Genomic DNA, 12,910 nt, shown 5'->3' on the forward strand with positions numbered 1-12,910 from the left:
CATGATCGGGCTCCTTTTCGTTTTTCTGCAAAGCAAGAGGTGATTTTGTATTCCCTCTTTATTAAATTGCCAACATCCGATCCAAAGCCACTTTGGACCAATGCTTGGTTTCATCATCCACTTTGATCACATGAATGGGACGACCTTCCAAGACGCTGTCCAACGCCCACAAAAGATGAGGACGGTCGATGCGGTTCATGGTGAGGCAAGGGCACATCGTCGTGCTTAACAGCACCACTTTTTTGTCCGGATTCTCATTGGCCAACCGTTGCACCAAATTGACTTCCGTTCCCACAGCCCATTTGCTCCCCGCTGGAGACGCTTCAATCGTTTTGATGATGTACTCCGTCGATCCGGAGTCATCAGCCATTTGCACCACATCAAACGAACATTCCGGATGCACGATCACTTTCATCTCCGGGTCCCGCTCACGAATGCGTTTAATTTGCTCAACCGTAAATTTCTGATGCACAGAGCAGTGGCCCTTCCACAAAATCATCCGTGTTTGCTCCAAATCGCCTTTTACTTCTTCAAATTCTTCCGTTTGCGGGTTCCAAACCACCATCTGCTCCAACGGGATGCCCATCGCATATGCCGTGTTACGGCCCAGATGTTGGTCAGGCAAGAAGAGAATTCGCTTTTTCTGGCTGAAAGCCCACTCCAGCACCTTGTGGGCATTGGAAGAAGTACATGTGGTTCCACCATGTTTGCCGACAAACGCCTTAATCGCAGCAGTGGAGTTAACATATGTCAGCGGAATGATCGTGTCGCCGAACCGTTCTTGCAGGATCTCCCACGCCTCTTCCAGGTCTTCAATGTCAGCCATATCGGCCATCGAACATCCCGCCCGCAAATCAGGCAAAATGACGATTTGATGATCTTGAGCCAATGTGTCAGCCGTCTCGGCCATAAAATGTACTCCACAGAAAATGATGGTTTTGGCTTCTTTCTGCTCCGCGCCGATCCGCGCCAACTTCAACGAATCTCCACGGTAATCAGCAAACTTGATCACATCATCCCGTTGATAATGATGGCCCAAAATCACGAGATCCCGCCCCAGTTGTTGCTTAGCGCGAGCGATGCGTTCATCCAGCTCCTGGCTGGACATGTTGCGGTAAACTTCGGGCAACTCCGCGTCCAAATAGGTGAGCGTGTCAATAGACATTATTCATCCCCCTTTTCATCTTCAAAATCCAAACTGATATCCAGTGAAGAGACAGAGTGTGTGAGCCAGCCCAAAGACACCGCATCCACCCCGGTCTCCGCAATCGGGCGGATCGTCTCGGGAGTGATGCCTCCTGATGCTTCCGTCCACACGCGGCCATCAATCAACTTCACTGCCTGGCGCATAGTATCCAGATCCATATTGTCCAACAAGATCGCATCAACATCGAACGCCAATATCTGTTTCACTTGCTCCAGTGTGTCGGCCTCTACTTCAATTTGCACCATGTGCCCAACCCGTTCGCGTACACGCTTGATGGCTTCTTCCAAACTTCCGGCCATGGCGATGTGGTTATCCTTGATCATCACCCCGTGGCTCAAACCAAAGCGGTGATTGACGCCACCTCCAACACGTACCGCGTATTTCTCCAGCTGGCGCAACCCCGGCGTCGTCTTGCGCGTATCCAATACACGGCATGAAAGCCCTTCCAGCTTGTTGACCAGCTCACGGGTAACGGTTGCAATACCCGACATGCGCTGCATCAGGTTGAGCGCAACCCGTTCTCCGGTCAAAATAGCACGGGTGCTTCCCGTGATCCGCGCGATCACCGTTCCTTTGTCCACCTCCGCCCCTTCTTCAACCAAGGGAGTCCATTCACAGGCGGGGTCCAATTCTTTAAACACTTGTTCAGCAACCGGCAGACCGGCCACCACCCCCTGCTGCTTGACTAGAAGCACGCAGGTGCTACGGTGCCCTTCCGGAACGAGTGCTTCCGTCGTCAAATCACCGGCGCCGATATCTTCGTTCAAAACTTCACGAATAAACTGCTTTAAATAAATTGGATTCATCTTCCATACTCCCTATATCACCAAATGTTTATGAGACCACTCTACCCGAGTTTCCGGAAAATCGCGCCGGTAGTGACCGCCGCGGCTCTCCTCACGCATGCACGCCGCTTTCATAATGATTTGTGCAGTTATTAACATATTTCTCGTTTCAAGCATCCCATCTTTTACTTGTGCCGCCACCTTATCCAGTAGGGATAGACCTTTGCGCAAACCTTCATCCGTTCTTACAATTCCTGCATAGTCCCACATGATCTGACGTATGGATTGTTTTAACTTTTCTTCAGATTGCTTATCATTGCACAAAGTCGGAATAGAAAAATCGGGCACATCCTCAACTGCTTGCTCCGCCAAGGAAGACAGCTTATCCGCCACCCGTTGCGCAAACACGGCTCCTTCCAACAAGGAGTTGCTCGCTAAGCGGTTCGCTCCGTGAACACCCGTGCAAGCGACTTCCCCGCACGCGAACAGACGCGGCAACGAGGTTTGTCCGTGCAAATCCGTTTGTATCCCACCCATGATGAAATGAGCCGCCGGAGTTACAGGAATGAGGTTTGTTTCAGGATCGATTCCGTGTTCGCGCGCTTGCCGGTAGATCTTCGGAAAGCGTTTCTCAAACCGCTCTCCCAGAACGCGAGCATCGAGGAAAACCTTTCTTCCTGCTTTCATCTCCGTATAAATCGCGCGGGAGACAACATCGCGCGGGGCCAAATCTTTCCAGGAGTGGTAACGCTCCATAAACGCTTCGCCCCGGTCATTCACCAAATGCGCGCCTTCTCCACGTACCGCTTCCGAAACCAAAAACATCGGATTTTGCTCTATCGCGAGCGCGGTTGGATGAAACTGCACAAATTCCATGTCCATCAATTTAACGCCGGCACGATGGGCCATCGCAAAACCATCGCCGGTGGACACCAGATCGTTCGTTGTATAGCGGTACAACTGTCCACAACCGCCCGTGGCCAAAACTACCCCTTTGCGCGCCAGGTAAGCGATCGGTTCACGGCCTTCATCGAGCGCGGTGACCCCAAGGCAGACTCCCCCATGCACAATCAGATCCGCCACCATGGTGTGCGTCATGATTTCAATCCGCTCATGAGCTTGCACCTGCTTCAACAAGCTGTCTGTGATGCCCGCCCCCGTCGAGTCCCCACCGACATGCAAGATGCGCGAAACACTATGGGAGCCTTCCCGCCCCAAAGCAAATTGCGCACCTTCCTGGTCAAACGGAGTACCCCATCCAGACAGCAGTTGAATGGTTTGGGGAGCCATCTCTACCAGAACGTCGACCGATTGTGGAATGCATAATTCAACCCCGGTGCGCAGGGTGTCTTGTCTATGCAATTCAGGAGAATCCCCTTCGCCAATGGCGGCCGCGATCCCTCCCTGGGCCCGGAAAGAATTGCTTTCTTGCTCACGCGATTTGGTCAGCACAATCACACGGCCTGATTCCCCAAGAGAAAGAGCCGTCGTCAAGCCTGCGATTCCGCTTCCCACCACAACATAATCGGTCACTAATCGGGTCATTTTCATTTAATCCTTTCACGAAATCTTAACATTTTTATTTTCTCAGGAAAATGACGAATGTCAACCTTTATTTTAAGCGACTTCATTGTGAACAGATTGGAAATGCAGGTCTTCAACCAAGCGTTTTCCGTTATAATGTATGAAGAAAGGAAAGAAAGAGCGGAGGCACAACCAATGAAACCGATTTACCTTGATTACGGGGCAACCAGCCCTGTGCGCCCCGAAGCGCTGGAGGCAATGCTGCCATTCTTTAGCCAAGCTTATGGTAATTCCGGCAGCATCCATGATTTCGGCCAGCAAAGCCGCGAGGCAATTGAAACGGCTCGAAAACAGGTAGCCCAAGCAATCGGGGCATCCACTGCGCGTGAAATTATTTTCACCAGCAGCGGAACCGAGTCAAACAATCTCGCCTTGATCGGCGCCGCCCGCAAACGGAAAGCCTTCGGCAACCATATTGTCACATCATCCGTGGAACATCCATCGGTTTTGGAAGCCTGCCGTTTTTTGGAACGGGAAGGGTTTGAAGTTACTTATGTGCCGGTGGATTCCAATGGGTTGGTGAAGCTGGATCAATTAAAACAGGCGCTCACCGACCGCACCATTCTCGTCAGCGTCATGGCTGCCAACAACGAAGTGGGAACTCTGCAACCCATCCGCGAAATCGGGCAATTACTGAAGGATTCTCCTATATTGTTTCATACTGACGCCGTTCAATACTTTGGCAAGGTTCCTTTTTCTGTCATCGAGTTGGGCGTCGATCTCCTTTCCCTCGGTTCGCACAAAGTGTACGGACCAAAAGGATCTGGAGCCCTGTATATAAAAAAAGGAGTGCGGATTGAACCCCTGCTTCACGGCGGCGGACAGGAGCGCGGCTTGCGTGCCAGCACACTAAACACGCCCGCCATCGTCGGATTCGGTGCCGCTTGCCAACTCATCTCACAGGAAGTGGCTGATGAACAGGCGCGCCTCACCGCGCTACGCGATCATTGTTGGCGGCGGATCCAGTCGGAAATCGGCGATGTAGATTTAAACGGACACCCCACCGACCGTCTACCCAACAACTTGAATTTAAGTTTTCATGGTGTAGAGGGGCAAGCGATTCTTTTGGAACTGAATCGTAAACAAATCTACGTGTCCAGCGGTTCCGCCTGCAGCGCTGGCAAGCACGCCGCCTCGCATGTGTTAATCGCCATGGGCAAAAGCTTGGACACCGCGTTCGAAAGCTTACGCATCACCTTTGGCAAAGACACGACCCTAGAAGTGATCGACCGATTCGTTGACGAGTTGAAAGAAGTCATGCATTATCTGCGTTCCTTATCTCCCCAAGAACTCTAACAATCTGGAGGCTCGACTTCATTGCGGACGATGATAAATTGGATTCTTCGGCTAGCTGGCGGGTTGATTGTGTCCACCTTGCTGTGGATTGCTTTCATCTATTATCAGTTGGAAAATTACGCAGAACCCGATCAGGTTTACCTGATGGGCACCCCATTTGCTTATGGATTTGTCTTCTTGTTCTTGTGTGGCGTCGTCTTCTTTGTCATCGCTTTTTTCCGGATGCGACAACACCCACAAAAACTACGGCGAACCTTTTTGGTCTTCGCCTCCTTGTATTTGGTATCCAGTCCGTTGGTCATTTTGGCCTTTGACAACTATCTGTTGGTGACTCCCAAAGGAATTGCCTATAATACCTTATTTAGTTTGGACGATGCCAAAGTAAAACGATGGCGCGATATCGACCAAGTCGTGCTGGATTACGATTATGAGCGGTGGCCATTTCATGACGACCGCCATTTGCGGTTAAAATACATGGTTTATTTCAAAGACAACACCATGATCTACTTGAACGGTTACAACTCCCCTTTATACAAACAAACGGAGTTTGAAGCCCTTCACCGCACGATCCTCAATAACAAAATTAGGGTGAAAACGATGCGACCTCTTCCTCCAGACGTCACACCGGACAGCTTTATCTATAAAATGTATCATGCAAAATAACGCAACCCCCCGACCCTGAAATGGGCCGGGGGGTTTGTTATCAGCGCGCCAATTCGTAAATTGCTTGCGCATAGATTGCGGTAGACCGCCATAAATCTTCCAGCAGGATGTGTTCATCCCGTTGATGGGCTGTCTCTTCACTGCCTGGGAACAACGGGCCGAAAGCAACTCCCGTCTTAAGTGCCCGTGCAAACGTGCCGCCGCCGATGGCCAGGATTTCGGCCTTTTCTCCTGTCTGGTCTTCGTAGACTTTGGCCAGGGTTTGAATCAATGGATGGTTGCGCTCCACGTGATGCAACGGTTTGTGATCCACATTGTCAATAGTAAAGCCATAAGCCGACATTTTGTCCGTGATGGTCTGCAAGATGGATTCAGCATCCCCTCCGAGCGGATACCGGACGTTGATGCGGAGCGACTGGCGCCCGTTGTGGACATGTTCAACAACGCCCGCATTTACAGTCAGTTTGCCTAAGACTTCTTCTTCTTGGGCAATACCCAATCCTTCGCCAAAATACCCGTCAACAAGCAGATCATTCAGCATGTCAACAAAGTTCCGCCCCGACGGATCAAGCGGAACACGCCCCAGCAAGCGAGCCATTTCCAATGCGGCATTCAACCCTTTATGCGGTTCGGAACCATGGTGGGATTGCCCTTGGATCACAATCGACACACCATCGTTGTTTTCTTCCGCGTAACCTTGAATTCGATGTGTCAGCAAAAAGTCTTGCACTTTCTCTTTTAATTCAAACACATCGCCCTCGCCTGCCAATTTGACCACCGCTTGATCGGGAACCATGTTGACCCGCTGGCCTGACTTGAATTCAGCCAGTGTCCAATAATCCCCATCAACTGGTTGTTCTTGACCGTTTCCAGTGAGCAGGATATCCAACAACCCCTTTTCAGAGGCGATAATCGGAAAATCAGCATCCGGCGAAAATCCCATTGTCGGCATCTCTTCACGCGCAAAATAAGCCTTCATATCCCGCCACTTCGATTCTTCGTCAGTACCGATGATCAGCCGCACGCGCTTTGAGAGAGGCAAGCCCAACTCTTTAACGATTTTCAAGGCGTAGTATGCGGCCATGGTTGGCCCTTTGTCATCGATTGCACCACGGGCATAAAGTTTGCCACCACGCACTTCCGGCTCGTAAGGAGGAGAAGTCCACCCTTCACCTGCCGGAACGACATCGATATGGGAAATCAAACCAATCAGTTCTTCACCTTCACCGTATTCGATGTGACCTGCATACCCATCCACATTTTTTGTGAGGAACCCGTCTTTCTCCCCCAACTGCATCATATATTCCAACGCTTCAGCAATTTTTTGCCCAAATGGCGCCTTCTCCCCCGCTGTGGATTCATCGAGTACGCTTTCAATTCTAAGCAACCCGTCCAGATCTTTTAATATATCTTCTTTGCGTTTTTCCACTTCGTCCAACCAGCGAATCTCACTCATCGGTCATTCCTCCTGCTTTTTCTCTATTTCCGCGATGTTGTATACAGACCGTTGCTATGTTCTTTGCGAACCTCCCCACCCTGTAATGGGGAGCCAGTAAGCTGCCTCTTAAGGCGTTCACCTGCAAGATAAGGGGTGGGTAATCCCCCGCTCATTGAAGTTTGACTGCTTTTACTATACCATGCGGCCAAACATTCGACCAAATTTTTTTAAAATCAAACAACCCATCAACAGCAGAAACGCCACGCCATTCCTGCACTACACGCCCTATCCGAATAAACAAGCCATTCCCATTTACCAAAAAAGGGCCGAATATTAAAAATATGATTTTGTTGCAAAAAAATGATTGCAATCTCTTTAAGATGATGATATATTTAAATCTGTCTTCACCACTACCATTTATGCGGACGTGGCGGAATTGGCAGACGCGCAAGATTCAGGTTCTTGTGGCCGCAAGGCTGTGGGGGTTCAAGTCCCTTCGTCCGCACCAATCACATATGTGCCCTTAGCTCAGCTGGATAGAGCGTCTGACTACGGATCAGAAGGTCGGGAGTTCGAATCTTCCAGGGCACGCCAATCAAAACCCAGTGGAAATCCACTGGGTTTTTTCATATTTCTTTGCCATGAAAAAGCTTACGCCCATCCAATGAACAAACGGAGCGCAAGCTTTGGCATTTTATCCTTCTAACACTTTGAAGATGGTATAAAAGATATAGCCCATCAAAGCAGTAACGGGCAATGTCAAAACCCAAGCGTACACAATCTTGGTGGCAACACTCCAGCGAACGCTACGAACCCGTTCCGCCGCACCCACGCCCATGATGGCACCCGTGATGGTGTGCGTGGTGCTTACCGGAACTCCGATTTTCGCCACTGTCGCCAACAACAGCGCAGCTCCCGTCTCAGCAGCAAAACCTTGTGGTGTTTCCAAGCGACTCAGACGCGAGCCAATGGTGTGGATGATTTTCTGACCGCCCATCGCTGTACCCAAGCCCATGGCGAGCCCAGCTGCAATCTTCACCCAATCTGGCACATACAACTCGGTATGGGAGCCATACGCAACCAATGCCATCGCGATGATTCCCATCGCCTTTTGGGCGTCGGCTGCACCATGGCTGAACGCCATGAACGCGGAGGAAAAGATCTGCAACGGCTTAAACGTCCTTTTCACCTTGGAACGAGGGATATTGCTGAATAACGCACGAATGAGTTTAATAAGACCAGCCCCAACCAACGCACCCAACACCGGTGAAACCAGCAACGCGACCAATATCATCAGGATACCGTGAGTTTGCAGAATCGCAGTGCCTTTATAAGCGACGGCAGCGCCAATCAAGCTACCGATCAAGGCATGGGACGAACTTGTCGGCAAACCCAGGATCACTGTAATGATATTCCACAAGATTACTGCCAACAACGCCGACAATAACACAATCAATGTCACGTGATTTGGATCGACAATATCCTTTCCGATCGCTTTCGCCACTTCCGTCGAAAAAAAAGCCCCCGCTATGTTGAGCAAGGCAGCCATCAGAATCGCCATCGCCGGAGAAAGTGTTCGTGTTCCCACCACAGTAGCAATAGCGTTAGCCGTATCATGCCATCCATTGGTGAAGTCGAACACGAGAGCCAATACGACAACGGCGACTAAAACCCAAAATGGATCAAGCATACTTCATGACCACACTTTCCATGATGTCCATCACATCTTCAAAAGCATCCGTTACATCTTCCAGTTTCTCATAAATCTCTTTCATTTTGATGAGATGAACCACATCCACCGGATCCGCAAACAACTCCATGATGCCTTCGCGCATCAACCGGTCGCCCTCATTCTCAAGCAAGTTAATCTCGATGGAAATCTTGCGGATCAACTCATAGTCGCGCTTTTCCAAAGCGATGAAAGCATCATGGAGATGGCGGGCACTCTTCTCCAAGATCTCTCCAAACTTGATCAGGCAGGAATTTGTTTTGTCCACCTGCATATAAACAAAGCGAGCCGCGCAGGCTTCCACGCCGTCAATGACGTCATCCAGCGTATAGGCCAGCTTGAGGATATCTTCATGGTCTAATGGCGTAACAAAGGTTTGATTCAACTCTCTAATGAGCTGATGCGTATAATGGTCCCCTTTGTCTTCCAGTTCTTTCAGGCGTTCCGCATAGGCTTCCTTTTCTTCCAGCGTCTCCACATTTTCGCGGAAAAGCTGGACGGCCTCCGCGATGTTGGTGGTTGCGTCAACCATTATTTTGAAAAAAAGGCGGTCTTTTGAGCGGTTAAACAGCACGTTCAATTCCTCCTAGTTAACCATTATTTAACCAAAAATAATCATAGACTTAACAAAAGGGATTGAACAGAGTTCGGACGCACATTTAACCATATATTAATTTCGCCTTTACAAAAAATTAATATACCAATTTACACCATCCCGCCGCCCAGTGCTACCAAAGCCGCCATCACAATGATTCCGGCAACAATCCAATCCCACTTGCGCATGCTCTGTTCCTGCCCTCGTCGCACCCAGAGATACAGCACCATGCCCACCGCGTACACAACGGAAACCATCAACAAATAAGTGAGGCCAGCGGCATAAAGCGTCCATAGCGAATAGCCTGTAGCCAACGCGCCGATCAAAAGATCTCTTGTTCTCCGTCCATCCTTAAGATAAGTTTCCCCCACCAAGGCCAATTTTACTTGGTACAAGGCAGACAATAGATATGGGATTAATATGGCAACGCTGGCCATTGAATATACTTTTTGATAAGTGGACGCCGACACGTACACCAAACCGGTAAAGAGCAAAGTGATTCCCGTCGACCACCACAGCGATACCATCGGTGTACCTTGACGATTCACCTGGGCAAATCGATCCGGAAACACGCCATCTTGCGCCGCCACATACGGAATCTCAACCGTCACCAAATACCAACTGAGCATGCCTCCCGAGATAGAAATCAGAAGGCCAATCACAATCAAAACTGCCCCCCAAGGCCCCACGATCGCTTTCAAGACATAGGCCATGGACGGTTCTGGCAATGCAGCCAGCTCAGCTTGTGATAAAATCCCTGTCGACAGTACGGAAATCAACAGATAAATCGCCAAAGTGCCCAGCAACCCCACAATGGTCGCCACGCCCACGTCCTTTGCTCGTTTAGCCCGACCCGACAAGACAATGGCACCCTCAATTCCTACGAAAGCCCATAAAGTAACCAACATCGTGTCTTTCACTTGTTGGCTGACCGACTGCCAAGAAAAGCTCCCCGGGCCCCATAAGTCGGCCATGAACACATCGCGCTTAAATGCCGCCGCTACAATGATTAAAAAGATCAGGATCGGGATCAACTTGGCCACTGTCGTCATGATATTGATAATAGCTGCCTCCTTGATCCCACGTGCTACCAACCAGTGAAAAAACAACACAAACGCAATCCCTCCCACCAAGGAAGGCAGATTATCCCCCTGACCAAACAACGGAGAGAAAAAGCGAAGTGTCTGGAAAAACAATGTCACAAACGCAACAATCCCCAAAATTGATGCAATCCAATAACCCCAAGCACTGCTAAAACCGATGAACGGTCCAAATCCGGCTCTGGCGTAGCTGTAGATCCCACCGCTCAACTCCGGCTTCCGCGACGAAAGATTTCGGAAAACCATCGCCAGCGCCAACATGCCCAAGCCGGTGATCACCCAAGCCAGGATGACCGGACCGCTTCCTGCTGCTGCCGCCATATCACTTGGCAAATTGAAGGCGGCGCCGCCGACGATGGTTCCCACGACCGCCGCCATCAAAGAGAATAAACCCAATTGTTTCTGTTTCATTTTCTCCACTCCTAAAACACGTCTTCTTTCTGTACATTGTTTCACTATTGTTTGATGATACACTAATACATTAGCATGGTAAAGTCTTATAGTAATAAAAAAGGTTGGGATATGTTTCCACACCCCAACCTTTAATCTACGCATGTACATTGGCAGACAAATAGGTTCCTTCTATTTGCAAATACAGCAAATTCAATTCACAGATGCGCTTGGACAACTCGTTCAATTCGTCGTTCAACCGCAAAAATTCCGTTTCATCCTCCGTATTTGCTAGTGCTTCATACCGCTGCATATAGTCCTGCTCGATCTCCTTAATCCGTTCTGGAATATACGAACAGCACTCTTGGCATTTCAATTCAAATTCATCTTGCTTCTCTTGGGAAAGCTCTTCATATTCGACATAAAGAACAGGTCGAGCCAATCCCAGACGCTCATCATACACAAACGCAAATGGACACTCAGACATCACATTCCCCTCATTCGCTCTGCTGATTCGACAGGTCCGTCAGCCCGCCAGCCTCTTCCGCTTTTTTCTTCAGCAAATCCTCTTTTAACAGCTGCACGGCTTTATTCTGAAACTCTTCCTTTTTGCCGCCATCTTTTTCCCATTCATTCATCAAGCGGTGTGTCTCTTCTTGAAACTCAGAATCCAACAGGGAGTCTACTTCCCCATATCGATCTTCCGTGAATGATTCAAGCTGTTGCCAACGTTGGTCGATCCATGTATCGATTTCCGTCCATGTCTTTTTGTCAATTTTTCCTTCATTCTTGATATACATATTGGCCTCATTCAAACGCTGATGCTCGGTTTCCACTTTCTTCTTCATCTTCTGATGCTGTTTAGTCAGTTCTTTTTCGTCTTGGTGATGCGCATGGATCGCAGTTTGGAGTGCCCGGATCTGCCATGGATCATTCAGTCGGTTCACCATCTCCACTCGTTCTTTTACGGCCTGCTTCAATTCTTTTTCATCCGTCACGGTTTGATAAGCGCCTCCCGTAACGGTAGACACTTCCCGCAATTGCCGCTCCGTTTCCGGTTCCACATCCAAACCGATCACATGAATGTTGGCCATGTACTCGCGATGCAACTGTTTAGCCGTTTGTACCGGGTCCCCGCCGCAATTCTCAAACCCATCGCTGATGATGAGTATATGGTTTTCCACGGTAGCCGGAGCCCCTTTTTGCATGTCTTTGGAACTGCTACCCATAGCCAGTGCCAATGGGTTGTATCCAGTCGGATGAATTTGGCTCAGCGCTTTACGCAGTTTTTCTCGGTCCCATTTATCCCCGGCGTAGATTTTCGCTTGACTTCGGCATGACCGTTCTTTATCCTTTTGCGCGCTGCTTCCCTCATGGCCATACACTTTCACTTGCAACAGGGAGCGCTTCGGAGGCAAGGCGGCAGCCAATTGTTCAATGCTCTGTTTGGCACTGTCCATCTTGCTCTTGCTGTGATTCGACAACTGGCTGTTCATGCTGCCGCTGGCGTCGAGCATGACGGACATGTTCATTTTCTTGGGCTGTTCAGGTGTAAGCGTTGAAGACGGCTTATCCTTGGAAGCGGAAGCAGGTGTCGGCTTGGGGTATTTGTGGCGCGCTGCCACCCAAACATCGACCATCTCTTTATAATCGGCTTCCTCTAGATTTTTGAAGCGTTCCACATCGCTCCGGTAGTTCTCACCCACTAAACCCAATAAATAGGCATACGCCTTGTCATCGCTCAAACCTTTGGGCATCTGGTTCAAAGCTTGAACCACCTTACTCCGGTTGAACTTCTCGCCGGCGTACTCCCCTTTTCCTTCATCGTTTAAAATATCATTTAACTCCGTATGTGGAGCCGGGCTCTTGGGCAAATCCGATGTATCCTCTTGTCTCGGTGTCTCTTCCGTCTCTTGCTTTTGAATATCGTCTACTGCCAACTGTTCTACTTTTTCAACTTGGTTTCCAGTCGTATGCTGAATTTTTTCTATCACGGTGGCGCAACCGCTTAAGAAAAGAAAACTGCAGCAGAGGAGAGCCGATGGCAAGAAATCTTTTTTTTTGATTCGCATAAGCCCCTCCTTACTGAAAGTGGTTACATGATACTCATTTCTATGCCATTG

General features: G+C 49.5%; 11 protein-coding genes and 2 tRNA genes. 4 read left to right on the forward strand and 9 right to left on the reverse strand.

Annotated features, from left to right (window positions below; translation table 11 throughout):
* Positions 1 to 61: 61 nt before the first annotated feature.
* Genes nadA through NYR52_RS13325 form a run of 3 tightly spaced genes read right to left on the reverse strand, consistent with a single transcriptional unit; the run spans position 62 to position 3,537 of the window.
* Positions 62 to 1,165, reverse strand: coding sequence for a quinolinate synthase NadA (nadA, locus tag NYR52_RS13315; protein WP_259435805.1), 1,104 nt, complete (start codon positions 1,163 to 1,165; stop codon positions 62 to 64).
* A complete protein-coding gene (gene nadC / locus NYR52_RS13320; RefSeq protein ID WP_022736936.1) occupies positions 1,165 to 2,013 on the reverse strand; it encodes a carboxylating nicotinate-nucleotide diphosphorylase in 849 nt (282 codons plus the stop codon). Before nadC ends, nadA begins: the two co-directional genes overlap by 1 nt.
* 12 nt (positions 2,014 to 2,025) lie before the next feature.
* Positions 2,026 to 3,537 carry an L-aspartate oxidase gene (locus tag NYR52_RS13325; protein WP_259435806.1) on the reverse strand — a complete coding sequence of 504 codons (1,512 nt, stop codon included), beginning with the start codon at positions 3,535 to 3,537 and terminating at the stop codon, positions 2,026 to 2,028.
* 174 nt (positions 3,538 to 3,711) lie between these two features.
* Between NYR52_RS13325 and NYR52_RS13330 the strand changes: the two genes are divergently transcribed.
* On the forward strand, positions 3,712 to 4,872 hold the full coding sequence (locus NYR52_RS13330; protein WP_259435807.1) for a cysteine desulfurase family protein: 1,161 nt from the start codon (positions 3,712 to 3,714) through the stop codon (positions 4,870 to 4,872).
* Positions 4,873 to 4,893: 21 nt separating this feature from the next.
* Positions 4,894 to 5,535, forward strand: a complete 642-nt coding sequence (locus tag NYR52_RS13335; RefSeq protein WP_259435808.1) for an Asp23/Gls24 family envelope stress response protein — start codon at positions 4,894 to 4,896, stop codon at positions 5,533 to 5,535.
* Between the two features lie 40 nt (positions 5,536 to 5,575).
* Here the strand turns inward: NYR52_RS13335 and pepV are convergent, their stop codons facing one another.
* Positions 5,576 to 6,991, reverse strand: coding sequence for a dipeptidase PepV (pepV, locus tag NYR52_RS13340; RefSeq protein WP_259435809.1), 1,416 nt, complete (start codon positions 6,989 to 6,991; stop codon positions 5,576 to 5,578).
* 403 nt (positions 6,992 to 7,394) lie between these two features.
* Between pepV and NYR52_RS13345 the strand changes: the two genes are divergently transcribed.
* Both NYR52_RS13345 and NYR52_RS13350 read left to right on the forward strand, forming a co-directional pair.
* Positions 7,395 to 7,481, forward strand: a tRNA-Leu gene (locus NYR52_RS13345).
* A 9-nt stretch (positions 7,482 to 7,490) separates the two neighbouring features.
* A tRNA-Arg gene (locus NYR52_RS13350) sits at positions 7,491 to 7,567 on the forward strand.
* A gap of 100 nt (positions 7,568 to 7,667) precedes the next feature.
* Here NYR52_RS13350 and NYR52_RS13355 read toward each other — a convergent pair.
* From NYR52_RS13355 to NYR52_RS13375, 5 genes are all read right to left on the reverse strand, one after another.
* A complete protein-coding gene (locus NYR52_RS13355) occupies positions 7,668 to 8,663 on the reverse strand; it encodes an inorganic phosphate transporter (protein WP_259435810.1) in 996 nt (331 codons plus the stop codon).
* Positions 8,656 to 9,276 carry a DUF47 domain-containing protein gene (locus tag NYR52_RS13360; protein WP_022736942.1) on the reverse strand — a complete coding sequence of 207 codons (621 nt, stop codon included), beginning with the start codon at positions 9,274 to 9,276 and terminating at the stop codon, positions 8,656 to 8,658. The genes NYR52_RS13355 and NYR52_RS13360 overlap by 8 nt, the downstream gene beginning before the upstream one ends.
* 131 nt (positions 9,277 to 9,407) lie before the next feature.
* Positions 9,408 to 10,808 carry a basic amino acid/polyamine antiporter gene (locus NYR52_RS13365; RefSeq protein WP_259435811.1) on the reverse strand — a complete coding sequence of 467 codons (1,401 nt, stop codon included), beginning with the start codon at positions 10,806 to 10,808 and terminating at the stop codon, positions 9,408 to 9,410.
* A 136-nt stretch (positions 10,809 to 10,944) separates the two neighbouring features.
* Complete coding sequence (locus NYR52_RS13370; protein WP_022736944.1) at positions 10,945 to 11,274, reverse strand: hypothetical protein; 330 nt, start codon at positions 11,272 to 11,274, stop codon at positions 10,945 to 10,947.
* 10 nt (positions 11,275 to 11,284) lie between these two features.
* Complete coding sequence (locus NYR52_RS13375) at positions 11,285 to 12,859, reverse strand: vWA domain-containing protein (protein ID WP_259435812.1); 1,575 nt, start codon at positions 12,857 to 12,859, stop codon at positions 11,285 to 11,287.
* Positions 12,860 to 12,910: the final 51 nt, after the last annotated feature.

This window comes from Laceyella sacchari (assembly GCF_024927925.1).
Lineage (GTDB): Bacteria > Bacillota > Bacilli > Thermoactinomycetales > Thermoactinomycetaceae > Laceyella > Laceyella sacchari.

What these genes read in the sequence shown, in the direction of transcription:
- NYR52_RS13375 (WP_259435812.1), bottom strand. Translation starts at nt 12,859, where the DNA reads ATGCGAATCAAAAAAAAAGATTTCTTGCCATCGGCTCTCCTCTGCTGC.
- nadA (WP_259435805.1), bottom strand. Translation starts at nt 1,165, where the DNA reads ATGTCTATTGACACGCTCACCTATTTGGACGCGGAGTTGCCCGAAGTT.
- pepV (WP_259435809.1), bottom strand. Translation starts at nt 6,991, where the DNA reads ATGAGTGAGATTCGCTGGTTGGACGAAGTGGAAAAACGCAAAGAAGAT.
- NYR52_RS13370 (WP_022736944.1), bottom strand. Translation starts at nt 11,274, where the DNA reads ATGTCTGAGTGTCCATTTGCGTTTGTGTATGATGAGCGTCTGGGATTG.
- NYR52_RS13355 (WP_259435810.1), bottom strand. Translation starts at nt 8,663, where the DNA reads ATGCTTGATCCATTTTGGGTTTTAGTCGCCGTTGTCGTATTGGCTCTC.
- NYR52_RS13365 (WP_259435811.1), bottom strand. Translation starts at nt 10,808, where the DNA reads ATGAAACAGAAACAATTGGGTTTATTCTCTTTGATGGCGGCGGTCGTG.
- NYR52_RS13325 (WP_259435806.1), bottom strand. Translation starts at nt 3,537, where the DNA reads ATGACCCGATTAGTGACCGATTATGTTGTGGTGGGAAGCGGAATCGCA.
- NYR52_RS13330 (WP_259435807.1), top strand. Translation starts at nt 3,712, where the DNA reads ATGAAACCGATTTACCTTGATTACGGGGCAACCAGCCCTGTGCGCCCC.
- nadC (WP_022736936.1), bottom strand. Translation starts at nt 2,013, where the DNA reads ATGAATCCAATTTATTTAAAGCAGTTTATTCGTGAAGTTTTGAACGAA.